This is a genomic window from Thiohalocapsa sp., assembly GCF_022340605.1.
In the GTDB taxonomy this organism is placed as follows: domain Bacteria; phylum Pseudomonadota; class Gammaproteobacteria; order Chromatiales; family Chromatiaceae; genus Thiohalocapsa.
Map to the genome: position 1 here is coordinate 1 of NZ_JAJDNQ010000105.1, position 17041 is coordinate 17041.

General features: G+C 69.5%; 13 protein-coding genes. 4 read left to right on the forward strand and 9 right to left on the reverse strand.

All coding sequences use genetic code 11. From position 1 onward, the window contains the following. Window positions 1-263: 263 nt before the first annotated feature. Entirely contained in the window at window positions 264-3203 is a 2940-nt protein-coding gene (gene prsT, locus LJE69_RS13505) for an XrtA/PEP-CTERM system TPR-repeat protein PrsT (RefSeq protein WP_367114680.1), read from the reverse strand. Window positions 3204-3675: 472 nt separating this feature from the next. Between prsT and LJE69_RS13510 the strand changes: the two genes are divergently transcribed. After that, on the forward strand, window positions 3676-4422 hold the full coding sequence (locus tag LJE69_RS13510) for a choice-of-anchor E domain-containing protein (protein ID WP_296925886.1): 747 nt from the start codon (window positions 3676-3678) through the stop codon (window positions 4420-4422). Window positions 4423-4546: 124 nt separating this feature from the next. On the opposite strand, the gene LJE69_RS13515 is transcribed toward LJE69_RS13510, so the two are convergent. From LJE69_RS13515 to LJE69_RS13545, 7 genes are all read right to left on the reverse strand, one after another. Continuing rightward, on the reverse strand, window positions 4547-5854 hold the full coding sequence (locus tag LJE69_RS13515; RefSeq protein ID WP_296925888.1) for a DUF58 domain-containing protein: 1308 nt from the start codon (window positions 5852-5854) through the stop codon (window positions 4547-4549). A gap of 31 nt (window positions 5855-5885) precedes the next feature. Next, window positions 5886-6872 carry a MoxR family ATPase gene (locus LJE69_RS13520; RefSeq protein WP_296925890.1) on the reverse strand — a complete coding sequence of 329 codons (987 nt, stop codon included), beginning with the start codon at window positions 6870-6872 and terminating at the stop codon, window positions 5886-5888. Further along, complete coding sequence (locus LJE69_RS13525) at window positions 6869-8098, reverse strand: DUF4350 domain-containing protein (RefSeq protein ID WP_296925891.1); 1230 nt, start codon at window positions 8096-8098, stop codon at window positions 6869-6871. Before LJE69_RS13525 ends, LJE69_RS13520 begins: the two co-directional genes overlap by 4 nt. Beyond that, entirely contained in the window at window positions 8091-9599 is a 1509-nt protein-coding gene (locus tag LJE69_RS13530) for a DUF4129 domain-containing protein (protein WP_296925893.1), read from the reverse strand. Before LJE69_RS13530 ends, LJE69_RS13525 begins: the two co-directional genes overlap by 8 nt. A 6-nt stretch (window positions 9600-9605) precedes the next feature. Beyond that, window positions 9606-10610 (reverse strand): stage II sporulation protein M, encoded by a 1005-nt coding sequence (locus tag LJE69_RS13535; RefSeq protein ID WP_296925895.1) that lies wholly within the window; start codon window positions 10608-10610, stop codon window positions 9606-9608. A gap of 178 nt (window positions 10611-10788) precedes the next feature. Further along, complete coding sequence (locus tag LJE69_RS13540; protein WP_296925897.1) at window positions 10789-11514, reverse strand: RDD family protein; 726 nt, start codon at window positions 11512-11514, stop codon at window positions 10789-10791. Window positions 11515-11520: 6 nt separating this feature from the next. Continuing rightward, window positions 11521-12105, reverse strand: coding sequence for a chorismate pyruvate-lyase family protein (locus LJE69_RS13545; protein ID WP_296925899.1), 585 nt, complete (start codon window positions 12103-12105; stop codon window positions 11521-11523). 276 nt (window positions 12106-12381) lie between these two features. Here LJE69_RS13545 and LJE69_RS13550 point away from each other — a divergent pair, with 276 nt between their 5' ends. Continuing rightward, a complete protein-coding gene (locus tag LJE69_RS13550) occupies window positions 12382-12906 on the forward strand; it encodes a TrmH family RNA methyltransferase (protein ID WP_296925901.1) in 525 nt (174 codons plus the stop codon). Window positions 12907-13158: 252 nt separating this feature from the next. After that, a complete protein-coding gene (locus LJE69_RS13555; RefSeq protein WP_296925903.1) occupies window positions 13159-13356 on the forward strand; it encodes an alanine-zipper protein in 198 nt (65 codons plus the stop codon). A 483-nt stretch (window positions 13357-13839) separates the two neighbouring features. Here the strand turns inward: LJE69_RS13555 and LJE69_RS13560 are convergent, their stop codons facing one another. After that, on the reverse strand, window positions 13840-14805 hold the full coding sequence (locus LJE69_RS13560; RefSeq protein WP_296925905.1) for a L,D-transpeptidase family protein: 966 nt from the start codon (window positions 14803-14805) through the stop codon (window positions 13840-13842). Window positions 14806-14847: 42 nt separating this feature from the next. On the opposite strand from LJE69_RS13560, the gene LJE69_RS13565 reads away from it, so the two are divergent. Further along, a complete protein-coding gene (locus LJE69_RS13565) occupies window positions 14848-16995 on the forward strand; it encodes a translation factor GTPase family protein (protein WP_296925907.1) in 2148 nt (715 codons plus the stop codon). Window positions 16996-17041: the final 46 nt, after the last annotated feature.

Below are 17041 nucleotides of genomic sequence, written 5' to 3' on the forward strand. Positions count from 1 at the left end.
TGGTCGTGGCCGGATACTCGACCACGACCACGACCACGACCACGACGACGAAAGCAACGTTGGGAGAAACGCTGCACTAGGGCGACGCCGCACAGGCCGGTAGCGCAAATCGGCCAATCTGTTGCAGGGTGGTCCTGCACGGTTGCCTTGACCCCTGTGACCGACGCGAGGCCTTGAACGCCCAAAACGGAGCGAGGCGCGCCCGGGCGATGCGTCAGGAGGCGGTTCTGTGCCGGGACCGCTTTGCGCGGGATGGTGGCGCGTTAAGAGTCTGGCAGTGAGCGTAACAGCGCCAGCGCTTCGTCTCTTTCGGCGAAGCTCTGTGGCAGAATCGTTTGCAACAGCGTCCGGGCGTCCGCGATATCTCCCGAGCGTACCAGCGCCTTGGCATAACGGTAAGCGATTGAGGCATTGGCCGGGCTGCGCTCGTGCGCTGTCTGCAGAACCGCCAGCGCTTGCTGCGTTTGTCCTGTTGCCAACAGCGCAGTGCCGAGCGTATCGGCGATGTCGGCATTGTCCGGCAGCTGCCGATGCGCCGTCTGGGCAAGCGCCAACGCGGATCGGGCATCGCCATCAGCCAGCAGCAGCATGGCGAGGTTGTTGTTCGCCATGGGGCGGTTGGGGTCCCGTGCGAGTGCCTGCCGATAACTGGCCGTCGCCTCCCGGCGATCTTGCCGGCGCAGTCGGATATGGCCCAGCCACTCCCATGCATCGGCATCGTCCGGATGATCCGCAAGCCAGTCTTTGGCGAGCTTCGAGGCGTCTTCGCCGCGGTTTGCGGATGCATAGGCGGCGAGCAGCTCGTGCACGTAGCCGGCGTCCTCTGGCTGGTTCCGCCGCAACTGTTTCAGCAGGCGAATCGCCTCTTCCTGGTCGCCAGCCAGCAGGGCGGCAGTCACGCGCATCTGGGAAATCTGTGTGCCGTCCGCGATGTGATCCCCCGCCGCCGCGAGCAGGTCGTCAATGCCCTGCCGGTCCGGCATGGCGCGCGCGACCTTCGCGAAGACCTTCGCAGCCTGCGGCCGGTTGGGATCTATCTCCAGCCCGGCCAAGAACTCTTTCCGTGCCTGCAACGGATTGCCGACCCGGGCCAAGGCGGATGCGAGGAAATAGTGTGCGTCCGCCGATTCCGGGTAGCGCTGGGCCAGGTGCTCGAATGCCTCAACCGCCGCGTTCGGCCGGCCGGCCGCCAACTCCAGGCGGCCCTCCAGGAGGATCAGGTTCTGATCCTGTGCATCCGGTCCGGTGGCGGCGCGCACGACACGCAGCCCGTCGTCGATGCGGTTGCGAGCGAGATCAGCCAGCGCCAGCGCCAGTCGCACCTGGAGGGCGTCGGGCCGTTTGCCGAGCAGCCGCTCGAGCCGCTTGATGGCGTCGTCCAGGTGACCCGTGGTGCGCTCCAGGCGGGCCATGGCCATGGTGGCTTCGACGTTGTTGGGGTCAACCGCCAGCACCTGCCCCAGGTACTGCGCTGCCTGATCGGTATCGCCCGTCGTCATGGCGGCCTGCGCCAGGTTGAAGGCCGCCTCCGGCATCCCGGGTGAAAGCTCCAGTGCCTGTTGCAGCGCTGCCCGGGCCTCTTTGGGGCTACCCGCAGCGAGCAGCGCCCGCCCCAGCAACGTCAACAGTTGTGCGTCCGCGCCCCGCTGGTCGACCAGTTGACGCGCGAGCGTGACGGCGGCATCGGCGTCATCACGCGCGATCTGGATCTCCGCCAATAGGATCTGCGCGTTCCAATTGTCCGGGGCCAGGGTCAGTCCGTCCGTGACGACCCGTTGTGCGTCGGCGAGATCTCCCTTCCTGAACAGGAAGGACGCCAGCTGGAAGGCGATGCGCGGATCGTCCGGGCGCTTGTTTCTGGCTTGCCTCAGGGTCGCGACCGCGTCGTCCCAGCGTTGCTCGCCGGCATAGGCTTCCGCGAGCATGCGCAGCAGCACCGGATCAGCGGTTGCCGCGCCGCGCAGCGCTTCGTACTGCTCGATGACGGCTCGATAGTTGCGGGACGCGAGGTCGAGCCGGCCCAGCAACGCCTTCACTTCGGTGGCTTGCGGGCGTATGGCGAGAAAGCGCCGCCAGTATTCCCGAGCCTTTTCGGGCAGGCCCGCCTGCACCGCTGCAACGCCGGCGAGATGCAGCGCCTTCGTGTTGTCCGGCAGGAGGCGCAGGTAGGCCTCGAAGTCGTTCAGTGCGGCCTTCGCCTCGCCTTGCGCCAAATGCAGCGAGCCACGGGCCATCAGCAGCGGCGGCTGCGTCGGGGTCACGGACTTGAGCGTCTCGACGTGCTTGGCAGCGGCGCCCGGATCGCCGTTTGCGATGAGCGCAAGGGCGAGCTTGTAGTGCAGTCGCCACTTGGCGCGCGTGAGTAGCAACGCCTTCCGATACGCATCGACCGCCGCAGCCGTTGTGTTGCGGGAGAGCTCGAGATCACCCAGGCGCTCGTAGGCGTCGCCGGACGCGGTGTTGTTCAGCAACGCCTCGTCCACGGCTGCCCGCGCCGCCGCCGTGTTGCCAACCGCCTGGTTGGCGGCGGATAGACCGAGCATTGCCCGCTCCAGGGTCGCGTCCAGCGCCAGTGCCCGGGAGTACTCCAGAACCGCCTCGGAGGGCTCGCTTTGCGCCATCAGGACGTCGCCGGTGAGCGTGTGCACCAGCGCGCGCTTGGCGTCGCTGTCGGCGTCGATGGTGCCCACAAGGTCCAGGATCGCACTTGCCTTTCCCTGTGCCAGCAAGGCGTCCGCGAGCGGCTCCAGCAACGTGTCCGCGTCTGCGCCAAGCCCAATGGCGGCGCGCAGTTCCTGCTCGGCCAGCGCCGGACGACCCGCGTCCACGTAGATCCGGCCCAATAAGGCCTTGGCGTCGATGTCGCCGGGGTCTAGTTGCAAGCAGTCCTTGGCGTGATTGATGGCGGTCGCGGTGTCGCCCTGTTGCCAGAGCGCCTCGCTCTCGGTGAGGTCGGAGGCCGCGCAGACGGCGGGCGCCGCAAGCAGCATCGCCGTCGCGAGAGATCGCAGAGAATTCGCTTTCATGTGCGCTCGGTGGTGGCGCTCCAGAGGCCGGGAGCGGGGATGGCGATGATATCCGGGCTTGCCTGATGGCAACACCCTGGGTTCCCCGCGACGCCTGACAGCGTCCGGCTCGCATCGGAATGGGCGCTGTTCGACCAGCCCGGCGTTCGTCGCGGGCGGCCGGCGTTGCGCGGCCATTGGAAACGGGGGCCGTCAGGGCCGGCCGAGAGGCGCGCTGCCTCTGAGCTGGCCCGAGGCGCCGCGACCAGATGAATCGGGCGGGATGTGTGCAGAATTTTACACTCGCTCGCAGGCCGTGTGGGATCGCGGCCGCAGGCGAAAAAGCAAACAGGGTCAGAAACTTGCCAATCCGTAGTCCCTTTGCCTGGCGAACATTGAGAGAAACGCGTTCGTTATCGGGGCATCGGAACTGTAAAGAACGCGTTACAAATGGCTGTCAAAACTGTGGTCATGAAAGAGTCATGGATGTTTAAGATTATGTTTTTTATTGTATTTTAATTTTTGGTATGACGTCTGCATGGGGCAAGGGAAGCGTTTGCCTTCGGCCTACGGATACGCCGACAACGCGATCTCCAGCCGACTGGAGAACGACGCGCCGCGCACGGCTAAGTCCCTGTTAGAGAAACCCCCAACAAGAGTTGCTTCAAGTATGAACATCATCGCTCGCACCGCCTTCGCAGCAGCGCTCGCCGCACCGCTGGCGGCCCAAGCAGCCTTTACGACGCCACAGGTCTTTACCATCGCCAACGATGTGCCCGACTTCCTCGCCTCGGGTCAGTTTGACGAGTTCAACGACAGTCTCGGCACCCTGGTCGGTGCCACCTGGAGCTTGACCTTGAGCTCGATCGGGGGCCAGCTGGAGGCCGATAACGACTCGCCCACAACCGCCAGCGTCGATGTCGAGCTCGGTGTCGAGGGTGTGCTGGGCAGCGTTACCGGCGCGTCGATGCTGAATTCGGCCCTGTCGGGCAACATCTTCAGCGGCAGCAGCATTCTTACAGTCAGCGCCACCGATACGTTCAACCTGGATGCCACCACCGGCGACAATACCGCTGTCTTCAACGCGACCGGTCTAGCTGACTACGGGCAATTTACCGGTGGCAACGATACCGACAGCGATACGCAGAGCGTCAGCACCCAATCGTTCGTGCTGAACACCTACCACAATGGCGATAACGGCGGGAAGATCGACTTCACCTTCGACATCAATGCCATTCTCGATATCCAGGTCGTCTCTGGCGTCCGTGGTGCCTTCTCTGCGCCCAATGCCGAGGGGCAGCTCAGCCTCGTCTACGAGTACGTGCCGACCGATGTGCCGGTGCCCGGCACCGTGCTGCTGATGGGTGGCGGCCTACTCGGCGCCGGCTTCGCGCGCCGCCGACTGGCGCGTCGCTGAGCCGCCGCGCTGAACGCGACAAGTCCCCGGCCTCGTGCCGGGTTTTTTTTGGCGCGCCCGACAGCGCGCGAGCCGTCGGCGAACGGCTGCGACAGCCGAATCTTCTCTTACCAGCCCGCGCCGCTCACAGCAATGCGGCGCGCTTGATGTCCCCATAGGCGTTGAGTAACGCGGCCGGCAGTTGGTCGGGGCGCAGATCCAGCACGCGGGTGCCGAGGTGCCTGAGTCGCTCGTGCTGGTGCCGGCGGTCCTCCAGGTAGCCGTGCACGGCGTGGAAGCGCAGTGCCGCGGCCTCGGAGCGCACCGGCTCGGCCAGGGCCGCGTCCAGCGATGCCTCGCGCAGGTCCGCCACCAGCACCAAGTGGCGGCGGCGCAGCACCTGCACCGCGCGCAGCAACTCCGGGTGGTCCTCGTCGCGGCTGTTGGTCAGGAACACCACCAGCGCGCGCCGGGGCTGGCGCTGCAACAGCGTCTGTGCAGCGGCGAGCGGGTCGGCCACCGTCAGCGACGGTTGCAGGTCGAACACCGTCTGCAACAGCCGTTGCACCGTGTCCGGCGAGCGGCGCGGCGGTAGCCAGCGCGCGTCGCCGCCATAGGTGAGCAGGCCCACGGCATCGCCCTGGCGCACCGCCACGTAGGCCAGCAGCAGCATGGCGTTCAGGGCCTCGTCCAGGTGCGCGTGGCCGGCGCGGTCGCGGTGGCGCATGCGCCGGCCGCAATCGAGCAGGAACACCAGCCGCTGGTCGCGCTCCTCCTGGTACTCCCGGGTGATGGGCTTGCGCACGCGGGAAGTGGCCTTCCAGTCGATCTGGCGCAGCGTGTCGCCACGGCGGTATTCCCGCAACTGGTGGAACTCGGCCCCAGTGCCGCGCCTGCGCTGCCGACGCACGCCGAGGCCCGCCAGGTGGTCGCTGGTGGCAAGCAGGGTGTAGTGGCCGATCTCGGCAAAGTTCGGATAGACGTGGACCTCCTGCGCCGGGCCGGTACGCCGGCGCCGGCCCCAGAGACCGAGCGGCGAATGCAGCCGCAGATCACAGCCGGCGAACGGGCGCACGCCACGGGTGGGTGCGCGCAGTCGGTAGTCGAGCGTTGCGTCGCCGTGCGCTGGCAGGGACAGCATCGCCGGGAGCCCGCGCGGCTCGGCGTCGTCCGGGTGCAGGTCGTGCAGGTCCAGCCGCAACGGCCGCGCTCCCGGGTTGGTCAGGTGCAGCCGCACGTCGCACCAGACCCGCTGCGGCAGGATGCCGGCGACCGCGCGCCGCACCGCCGGCACCGGCGTGGCGCGCAGCAGCCACAGGTCCGCCGCGGCGAGCCCGGCCAGCACCAGGCCCGCCGCCTGCCAGACGGGCAGCAGCGCCGGCAGCCAGGCGCAGCCGAGGCCCAGCCCGGTCCAGCCGGCGAGGGCGAGCAGCAGCGGCCGCCGCGGGGTCACACCGGCCGCCCGTTATCCGGCGAGGCCATCGTCAGCCTCGTGGCGCGTCGACGCCGGCCAGGATCTCGGCCAGCACGTCGTCGGCGCGGTAGCCTTCGATTTCCAGCTCGGCGCCGAGCCGGACGCGGTGCCGCAGCACCGCAGGGGCCACGGACTTCACGTCGTCCGGCGTGACGAAGCCGTTGCCGGCCAGCAGGGCGTGGCCGCGCCCGGCGCGCACCAGCGCGATGGCGGCGCGGGTGCCGGCGCCGCTGTCCAGCCCCTGCCAGTCGCGGGTGGCCCGCACCAGGCGCAGGGCGTAGCCGAGCACGGCGTCGTCCAGGGTCAGCGCGGCGGCGGTGGCCTGCACCTGGAGCACCTGTTCCGGCGTCATGACCGTCCTTACGGCCGACAGGTCCAGACCGTCGCCGACGGACCCGGCGGTGACCTCCCGTACCACGGCCAGCTCATCGTCGGCGCTCGGATAGTCGATGTGGGACTTGAGCAGGAAGCGGTCCAGCTGCGCCAGCGGCAGCGGATAGGTGCCTTCCTGCTCGATGGGGTTCTGGGTGGCGAGCACCAGGAACGGCGGCTCGAGCGGCAGCGACTCGCCCTCGATGGTCACTTGCTGCTCCTGCATCGCCTCCAGCATCGCCGCCTGGGTCTTGGCCGGCGCGCGGTTGATCTCGTCGCCGAGCAGCACGTTGCAGAAGATGGGGCCGCGGCGGATGTGGAAGCGCTCGCTCTTGAGGTCGAAGATGGCGTGGCCGGTGATGTCGCTCGGCATCAGGTCCGGCGTGAACTGGATGCGCGCGAAGCGCCCGCCAAGGGCCTGCGCCAGCGCCCGCACCAGGAGCGTCTTGCCCATGCCCGGCAGGCCCTCCAGCAGCACGTGGCCGGCGGCGGCCAGGGCCACCACGACCTCCCGCACCACCTGGCGCTGGCCGAGCACCGCGCGATTGACCTCGGTCTCGATGCGGTTCAGGGTGGTGCGGGCGGCGGCGAGGTGCTCTTCGTGGGGCGGCTGGGTGGTCGTCATGATCCTGCCTTTGTCTGTCTTTCGGTCCGGTGACGCGTCTGTGCGGGAGCTGGATGGGGCGACGCCAGGCGCTGCAGCGTGGCGGTGATGCTTACCAGCCGGGCGGCGTCGCCGACGGGGCCGTAGAGGGCCGAGCGGACTGCCGCCGGCTCCAGCCCGCTCAGCTCGGCGATGCGCCGGGCGCGGCCGGTGTGGTCGAGCTCGCGCAGCGGTGGGTGGCGCCCGAGCCAGCGGCGCTCGACCCGGCATCTGGTCTGCTGCACCAACAGTCCACCGCGGCCGAGGCGCCAGACAAAGTTGCCCGCCGCCTGCAGGTGCTCCAGCAGGTCGCGCCGGCCGGCCGGCGCCGCCGGCAGCAGCGGTCCGAGCCGCGCACCGAGGTGCCACACCAGCATTGCCGCCAGCACGGCCGCGGCGATGATGGCCGCCGGCGCCGCGCGCCAGAGCAGCACCGCCAGCCCCGGCACCGAGACATCGTGCAACAGCCAGACGGTGTCGCGGCCGCTCGCCAGCAGTGCTAGCAGCAGGGCGTTGTCGTGCTCGCCGATGGCGTCGTTGCCGAGCCAGAGGCTGTCGCTCACCACGTACAGCAGGCCGTCGCCGACGCGGTATTGCAGCAGCCGGGCCTTGCCGTCGGCGACGGCGTTGCCCACCGCGCTGCCATCGACGTCCTCGAGGTACCAGCCTGGATGAAAGCCGACGCGCACCGATTGCGGATAGCCGTCGACCCGGAGCTCGGCGACGGCCTCCGCGCTGCCGGCCGCGTCCTCGGCGTGCCGGAGCGCGGCACCGATATCGTCGAGAAAGACCTCGGGCCGCGCCGCCTGGTCCGGCGTGCGCGGGTGTGCGGCTTCCACCAGCATCCGGCCGCCGGCGGCGAGCCAGTCGCGTAGGGCCCGGCGCCGCGTCGCGTTGAGTACCGGCAGCCCATCGACGACCAGCATGTCGGCGGTATCGGGCGGCGTGCGCAGAAGCCCGACGCCGGTCGCGCCGCGGGCATCGATGCCGATACGGATCAGGAAGCGCTCGGCGGCCAGGAACGGGTTGCGCCGTGCGGCCGCCGACGCCTCCCCGGGGACTGCTTGCAGTTGGCGCTCGAAGTTGGCGTCGAACCAGAGCCAGAATCCGGCGGCGAGCACCACGCCGACTGCCGTGAGCACCCAGGCCCCGCCCGGGTTGCCAGGGTGGCGTGCGCCGGCGCGAGCCGGGTGAGGCCGCTCAGGCATCGCCACGCCGGCCCTGCATCAGGGTAGCCCGATCGGCCAGCAGTGATTCCAGGGCCGCCGGGTCCGGGCGCCGGTGCCCATAGGCGACGCCCTGCCACAGCCGCACGAGGCGCGTGAGCCACGCCGCCTGCTCCGGCCGCGCCCTCCTGCCGGCGGCGGCGAGGCATTCCTCCTCCGTGGCGCTGTCGGGCAGGTCCAGTCCGGCGTCGCGTAGCTGCGCGATCTGCGCCCGGTAGAGCAGGGCCAGCGCGCCACGTGAATCGCCGGCCGCGAGGCGCTCGCGCACCGCGCCCGGGATGTCTAGCGGCAGCGCCGTGTGAGTGCCACCCCGGCGGGCCTGCGCCTGCGCCGGCTGCTGGACCGGCTGTTGGGGAGGTGGCTCGCGTCGGCGGTGGGCGCGGGCGCGCAGGTCCCGTAGCAGGCGCAGGGCAAGCAGGGCCAGGGCCGTCGCGGCGGCGAGCAGCAGTAGCCACTTGACGGTGACGGCGACCGCCTGGATCAGCCAGTCGGGCAAGGCCGGGCCGTCGCCGCTGTCGTCGTCGGACGCGTCCGCCAAGTTGCCCACGTAGACCCAGGTCCACTCCTGGCGGGTGCCGCCGAAGTCGGGCTCGGCGAGCACGGCGTCGATGGCGGTGTGCGCTTCCTCGGGTGTGAGCCTCTCCTCGGGTGTGAGCGCCTGTGCGGGCGGCAGCGGCACCACCAGCGCCAGCGCAACGAGCAGCACGGCCGCCGCCGCAGGCGCGCCGCGGCGCCCATGCCCACGGCGGGTCTGCTCGCGGCGCGCACGCCCGCGGCGGAACGCCAGCTCCAGGTCCCAGGCCTCCAGGTGGGTGCGCCGGCCGAGATAGAGGGCGAAGCCGGCGGCGACGTAGAACGGCGCCATGACCGACAGCGCCCCCAGTATCAAGAGGCTGCCGATCCAGTCGGCCATGGACGCGCTATCCACCGCGAGCGCCGCCAGGTCGAGCCGGGGGATACCCTCGGGTAGCAGAAACGCCAGCAGCAACGACGCCGACAGCCACAGCACCGTCTCCAGGTGCGCGCAGATGATGGTGAGCCAGCCGGCGGCGCTGGTGCCCAGCACCCGCAGACGTGCCCGCCGCGCCGCGCCCTTGGGCGCCTCCAGCAGCGTCACCGGCATGCTGAAAGCGCGGCTGACGCCGATGCGCCGCCACAGGAGCTGCGGCCAGAGCCGCGGCGGCAGCGCCTGCGGCAGCCGCCTCGCCGCCGTGGCCACGGGCAGCCGCTCGCCGAACAGCGCGCGGCTCAACCAGTACAGCGGCAGCGCCTCGAAAGCGGGCTTGCACCACCACAGCGGCAACAACCAGAGCTCCGGGCGCCGATGCAGCGGGAGCAGCGTCGCCAGTGCCAGGGGGGCCGCGGCGACCCACCAGCAGAGCCATAGCGGCAGAAACCAGGTGCGTGCCAGCGCGAAGCCGAGGTCGATGCTCTCCCAGGCGCTGCGTGGACGGATGGTGGCGGTGATGCGGCTCGGGTCCATGCGTGATCAGGTGTCCTCTTGCGCCTTCTGCGCGTTGGCCCCGCCGCGGCCGGCGAGCCCCAGGTAGGCGGCCACCAGCAGCCAGCCGGTGGCGCCGACGGCGTACTTGACCGGCGGCGGGACCGCCGTGTTGCCGGACCAGAACGCCTCCACCACCGCCGCCAGCACCAGCATCAGCGTCGCGCCCAGCACCAGCGGCACGGCTTCCCTCGCGTTCGCGCGCAGCGCGGCGGTGCGCGATTGGCGCCCGGGTGCGATCAGGGCGCTGCCCAGCAGCAGGCCGGCGGCACCCGCGATGGCAATGGCCGTGAGCTCCAGGCTGGCATGGCCGCTGACGAAGGACCAGAACGGCCTGCCGAACCCGAGCTGGGTCACATGCCCGGCCACTGCGCCGATCGTCAGCCCGTTCATCGCCAGCACGAAGACACTGCCGACCCCTGCCACGAGCCCCCAGGCGAAGGTCCGAAGCGCAATGCCGACGTTGTTCCAGACGTAGTAGCCGAACATCATCACGTCGTCGTCCGCCTGGTGTTCCGGCGTGCGCCCCAGCCTGGTGCTCGTCGGGTCGTACATGGACTCGTATTGCGACACCTGCTCGCCGTCCAGCAGGCTGTGGATCAAGGTCGGGTCCGCGGTGCAGGCGAATCCCATGGCGAGCATGGGGCCGAAGAACAGCGCGCACGCCAGCCAGAACAGGGCCGCGTGGCGGCGCACGGCGCGCGGGAAGCCGGCGGTGACGAATCGCAGCACGTGCCCGGGCCAGCGCTGCCTGGGCTGGTGTAGTTGGCGATAGCCGCGGCGGACCAGCGTGTGCAGCCGCGCCACCAGGCCGGGGCTGTAGCCGCGCGCGTGGGCGATGGCGTAGTGCGCGCTGACGCTGCGCAGCAGCCGCGGCAGGCGCTGCACGGGCGCGGTCGGCGGCGGGCGGCGGTTGCCTTCCAGGGCGGTGAGCAGTGCCTCCAGACGACGCCAGGTGGCCGCGTGGGCCTGCTCGAAGGGTTGCTGTCGCATGGGAGACCGGGCATATATTGCTCGCAACGCCGAAATCGCGGGCATCGTAGGTCGGGTTAGCGATAGCGTAACCCGACAATCAATGGCTTACTCGCGCCCTGACTGGCGCCCAGCGTCGGGTTACGCTGCGCTAACCCGACCTACATCCAATACTTGCCCAATCTCATGGGTCTCGGCGCTAATCAGACTTGCCTCGGCTGATCCAGTTGGCGATACCGAGCAGCGTCGCCGCCGGGTCGGCGCTGCCGGGGACGCTCAAGCCCGCCAGGGCGGCGAGCTCCGCCTGGCGGGCCGGGGAGAGCGCGCCGCCGCGCTCGGCGAAGGCCAGTATCGCCTGTTGCGTGTCGACGTCCAGCGGCCCGGGTGGCGCGAGTGGTGGCCGCGCCGGCAGGGCTGGGGCCATGACCGCGGTGTCGCGGTGAATCACCAGCGTGCCGGCGGCCAGGTCGCCTAGGCGCCGGAAATCCCGGTCCACCAGCATCGCCACCAGTCCGAACCCGTAGAGCACCGGCAGGAAGTCCACCGCGCGCAGCAAGTTGCGCAGTAGCGACGCGGATGCCCCCACCGGGGTGCCGTCCGCGTGCACCACCACCAGGCCCATGGCCCGCTTGCCGGGAGTCGCACCGCTGCGCAGCTCGAAGAACACCGGGTACAGCCACTCCAGCGCGAACAGCGCGAGCAGCAGCAGGCCCATGCCGACACCGGCCAGGTTCAACAGTTGCAGCAGCACCAGGTACAGGCCGATGCGGATCAGGACGTCGATGACGAAGGCCGCCGCCCGCGGCACCGGCCCGGCGAGTCGCAGCGCGATCTCGATCCCCTCCGGCGTCTCGAACTGCCGCAAGGTGTCGATGGCGATGCGCGCGCCGGTGTCGTGGGCGACGTCCGGGGCCGACGCCTGCATAGTCGCTCAGCGGTACCGTGACAGCGGGAAGGTCTCGGTGATCAGGATCACCGGCTCGCCGGCGATGATGATGCGGTAGGTGCGGAACGCGGCGTCGTCGGTGTCGGCGTCCGGCTCGATACCCACCTCCATCACCTCGCGGTAGCTCTCCAGGCCGCTGTCGCGGATTAGGGCGCCGATGCCGATCTCCCGGTCGATGAGCCGCTTGCGGAACTGCGCCGGAATCAGCTCCGTGCGGATGACCGAGAACGCGTGAGCGAACAGGCTGCCGCTGTCCGCGCCGCGCAGCCGGGCGCGGCGCAGCATGATGCGCTCGCCGCCGGCAATGTGGATCCAGGGGATTTCATCCGCGGCCACGACGAACTCCTGGCGGAGCGTGTCCACCACCACCGGCTCCCAGAAATAGGCCTCGATGATCTTGGTGACGGTGCCGTCGGTGACCAGCAGCGCGCGCAGGAAGGGCGGCAGGGAGTCGATGGCCACGGGCTGTCCGGTGCCGTTGTCGATGGTCCCGCCGCGCACGAAGCCCTCGCAGCGGAAAGGTGTTCGTCCGCCCTGGAGGGCGGTTTTGCGGTAGTAGCGTTCCACCATGGTTCAGTGCATTGCTCTGGAAGGATGCGTCTTGATGATTGGGAGCCGGGGCCGGGCGGGGCTCGGTGCCGGTTTGGGTACCGGCCTGGGTGCCGATCTGTATACAGACTGGGGCGAGAATTGCCCTGGCACCGCGGCCGCGGACCTCTGGCGGTGATCCGGCCCGGCCCGGGCGCGCTGGCGTTGCGCTGGCGGCGCTCGCCGCGGCTGGCCACGACTGATCCGCTGCGTGGACAATCGGGGCTTCGATCCGGAATTCAGCGCCCGAGGCATCACATGAGCAGACGTCGCCGCCACATGGATGCGCTGGCGCGCTACGAGCGCGAACGCCGGCGCAACCTGTCGGCGCTGCCAGGTCCTGGTGAGTTGATCCTGGTGCTCGATCATCTTAAGCCGGGATTCAACGTGGCAAAGATCTTTCGCTCGGCGCAGGCGTTCGGCGTGCGGGAACTGCACCTGATCGGCATCGGCCCCTTCGACCCGGCGCCGGCGAAGGGCGCCATGCGTGTCGTGCCGGCGAGGCTCTTCGAGCAGTTCGACGAGAGTATGCGTCTGCTCGCGGCCGCGGATTATGCCGTGTTTCGCATGGTCGCGGGCGGTGGGCCGGCGTTGCAGGGCGCGCGGTTGCCGCGCCGCTGCGCCCTGGTGCTCGGTCACGAGGAGTTCGGCCTGAGTGCCGCTGCCGAGGCGTTGCCGGCGCTCAGCATCGCCCAATGGGGTGGCATGCAGAGTCTGAACGTGAGTATCGCCGCCAGTATCGCAATGTACGAGTATTTCCGACAGCACGCCGGAATGTCCTGAGCCAGTGTTGCGTGACTGTTACAAAACCTGTGGCATCAGTGCCGATCGGCGTCGGCGGGGGCGAGCCGAGCGGCGTCTATCATGGCCTCCAAAGCGCCTTGCAGCGGGCGTTCAGGGCCCCCATACCCGTGGACGTTGTTGCGGCACGACGCTGTTCTATTCTGCTAACATTTGCGCGCGAGGGTTCGGACCGACCCTTGTCCTGTGCTATAAACCATGTGCCGATCGGCAAACTCAAACGGAGAATCCGCTATGACCAAGATCGTGAAGCTCGCTTCCCTGTCCGCCGCTGCGCTGCTGGGCGCTTCGCTGCTCGGTGGCTGCGCTACCGACCAGGAGGCTCGTGACATGGCTCAGGCCGCGATGGACGCGGCCAACGCGGCTCAGTCGTGCTGCGAGGCCAACGAGGAGCGCATCAACCGTATGTATCAGCGCATCATGGCCAAGTAAGCGGCTCGCTGCTTGGTTTCGGCCCGGCCGCCCTCGCATTTGCGCGGGCGGCCGGTTGTTGGAGCCACTGACGCCAGCCGATCACGGGGGCCGATCGCTTCAGCCGGTCATATGCGGATCTTCTCTCCGTTTCATCCACCACTCCTTTCCAGTATTCCTCCTCGCCGCTGTCCCCCTGCGCTGCCGATCCCTGACCGCTCGCCCTGCGCTGCGCTGACAGCGCGTTGGCTTCGCCGGCATACTGGCTTTCATCCGAATTATCCGCCGGGTGATCGCGGACAGAGTTTCCCTGATCAATGCGTCATGGAATAACTGTTTAATCGGGTCTCGGTCTTTCGCGGGATGCGCGGGGTGAAGCCCTTATATTTTGGCCGCCACTGCAACGCGCTGGCAGCGGGCGGCGGTCAGCAGGACACGTCTTCACCGCACGCCCGACGTGGCGCAATTGCCGCGCCGGGATGATCGGCCGGCACTGGGCCGGCTTCAGAACACGTTGTCCAGCTTATGCCAGCTCTTTCCGCCCTCACGGCCGCCGACCAGCCGCGGCAGACCGGAATTGTTCTGTAGCGCCCGCTGTACCTCGTTCCAGTCCACCACCACGCCGTTGGCGTTGGCGATAGTGGCCGGGATCACCTGTTTTGCGGAGCGCGGTGACTCGCCCTGGGCCAGGTTGACCTCCAGGTAGAGCTCATCACCGCGCCAGCCCACCTTGTATGGCTGGTCGACGATGCGCACCGGAGTGCCCTTCTCGACCTGCGGGAACAGCGCCGCGATGTCCTCGGGATACATGCGCGTGCAGCCGTGGCTGACGGGCATGCCGACGCCCCAGGGCTTGTTGGTGCCGTGGATGAGGTAGCTCGGGTTGCTGAGGCGCATCGCGAAGGCGCCGAGTGGATTGTCCGGCCCCGCAGGGACCACGTCGGGCAGCGGATCGCCCTTCTCGGCGTGCTCCTTGCGGATCGAAGGCGGCGGCGTCCAGGTGGGGTCCTTGATCTTCTCGACGATGGAGTAGGTGCCCACCGGCGTCTCCCAGCCGTCGCGGCCCACACCCACCGAGAACACCTCCACCTCGGTGGGCGAGCGGTAGAAGTAGAGCCGCTTCTCGGCCAGGTTCATCACCAGGCCCTCGCGCGGGGCGTCCGGCAGCACGTGGAAGTTCGGCACCAGCACATCCTTGCCATCGCCGGGCACCCACATGTCCACGTTGGGATTGGCCTGTTGCATCTCGTCGTAGCCGGAGCCGAAGTGCCGGCCGATGTCGAGCAGCGTCTGGTCGGCGCTGGTCTTTACATAGAAGGGCGTGCCGATGACACTGTCCCCTTGGCTGATGCGGAACACCTCGGTGCTCGCGGCGGCCGGCTGCGCGGCCAGGGCCGGCAGCAATGCAGACATCAGCAGCAGGCCGCGGTGCACGCTCGTGGTTGCCGCGCGTAGAGCTCGCTCACCCATGGATTCTTCTCCGTCGATGCATATCATTCGTTGTTCAATTCGATGAGCCGCCACCCCAAGCCCAAGACCGGCGGCAGCCCCACAAAGCTTTCTGCGGTGCGCAACATCGGCGTCGCGGCGCACGTGGACGCCGGCAAGACCACGCTCACCGAGCGCATGCTCTTCTACACCGGCGCCTCGCACAAGATCGGCGAGGTACACGACGGCGCTGCCCACATGGACTGGATGGTGGAGGAGCAGCAGCACGGCATCACCATCACGGCAGCCGTCACCAAGGCGCCCTGGCGCGAGCACGAGCTGCAAGTGGTGGACACACCCGGCCACGTGGATTTTACCATCGAGGTGGAGCGCTCCATGCGCGTGCTCGATGGGGTAATCATCGTCCTGGACGGCGTGCGCGGCGTGGAGCCTCAGACCGAGACGGTGTGGCGGCAACGCTGCCACTTCGGCCTGCCGGTGCTCTTCTTCGTCAACAAGATGGACCGGCCCGGCGCCGATTTCGAGCGTTGTCTGGACAGCATCCGCAACAAGCTCGGCGTCACGCCCGTGGCGCTCACCGCGCCCGTGTTCGACGCGCAGGGTGCCGAGGAGCACGCCGTCGTACACCTGCTGCACCGTACCCTGATCCGCTTCGGCGGCGAGCAGGGCGAAGCGGTCACCACCGAGCCCTGCCCGGCGCCTCTGTGGGAGCGCTACGCCCCCTTGCACGAGACCCTGCTGCTGGCCGCCGCCGACGCCGACGAGGCGCTGGCAGACCAGGTGCTGGCCGGCGAGGAGCCGGACCCCGCGGCGGTGACGGCGGCGCTGCGCAAGGGCACGCTCGCCGGCGCCATCTTCCCGTGCCTGGCCGGCAGCGCGCTGCGCAACATCGGCGTGCAGCCGGTGCTGGATGCCGTCGTGGACCTGCTGCCGGCGCCGCTGGACCGCCCGCCGGCGCTGGCACGGCTGCCGGACGGTGGCCCCGACGGGAACATGGCGGGGGGCACGCAGAGCAACACCGAAGAGGTCGTGCTCGGCGACACTGGGCCGCTGGCGGCGCTGGTGTTCAAGGTCCAGCTCTGGGACGGGCGCCGGCACTGCTTCGCGCGGGTCTACCGCAATCGGCTCAAGCCGGGCGATCCGGTGAGTTTCGTCGCCATCGACGGGCGCACCGTCACCGAGCATGTCGCACGCATCTTCGACACCGACGCCGGCCGCAAGCAGCGCCTGGACGTGGCCGAGCCCGGTCAGATCGTGCTGCTGGCGGGGCTGCGCCACGCCGGCACCGGCGATACCCTTTGCGACCCCGGCCACCTGCTGCTGCTGGAGCGCATCGAGGCGCGCCAGCCGGTGCTGAGCCTGGCCATCGAGCCCGGCGCCGGCACCGACGAGGAGCGGCTGCTGGAGGCCCTGGACAAGGTCACGCAGGAAGACCCCACCCTCGCCGTCGCCGAGGATCTGGACACCGGCCAGCGGCTCCTGCGCGGCATGGGCGAGCTGCACCTGCAGATCGTGCTGGAGCGCCTGGAACGGGAGTTCGGCGTCGCCGTGCGCAGCGGCCGGCCGGCCGTGGCCTTGCGCGAGAGCGTCACCGCCGCGACGACTGTCGAATTTCTTTACACCCGCCCGCCGAGCCCGGACGGCAAGCAGCCGGAGCTCACCGCCGGCGCCGGCTTGCAGGTACGTCCCGCCGCCCGCGGCGCCGGCAACAGCCTGACCCTGACCCCAAAGGTCCTGCCCGACGGCACCGAGCTGACCGCCGAGCAGCAGGAGGCGCTGCGCCGCGGCCTCATCCAGGCGCTGGCCGCCGGGCCGCTGCACGGCACGCCGGTGGAGGACGTCGAAGTCCGGCTCACGCAGGTGGAGCTGTTCGGCCAGCAGAGCACGCCGGATGCCCTCGCCGCCGCCGCGGCCCGCGCCCTCGGCAAGGCATTGGCCGCGGCCGGCCCCTGCACCCTCCAGCCCGTGATGCGCGTCGAGGTGGTCGTGCCGGACGAGAACCTGGGCGCCGTCCTCGGCGACCTGCAACAGCGCCAGGCCGCCATCCAGGCCACAGACACCAGCGACGGCAACGCCGTCGTCGCCTGCGAGGTGGCGCTGGCTCGGCTGCTCGGCTATGCCACCGAGCTGCGCAGTCTCACCCAAGGGCGCGGGCAGTTCAGCATGCAGTTTGCGCGGTTCGATCGGGAAGCCACCGGCAGCAGCGCGTGATGGCGGCCGTGGCCCACGCGGTCCGTCAGCGATATGTCGCCAGGGT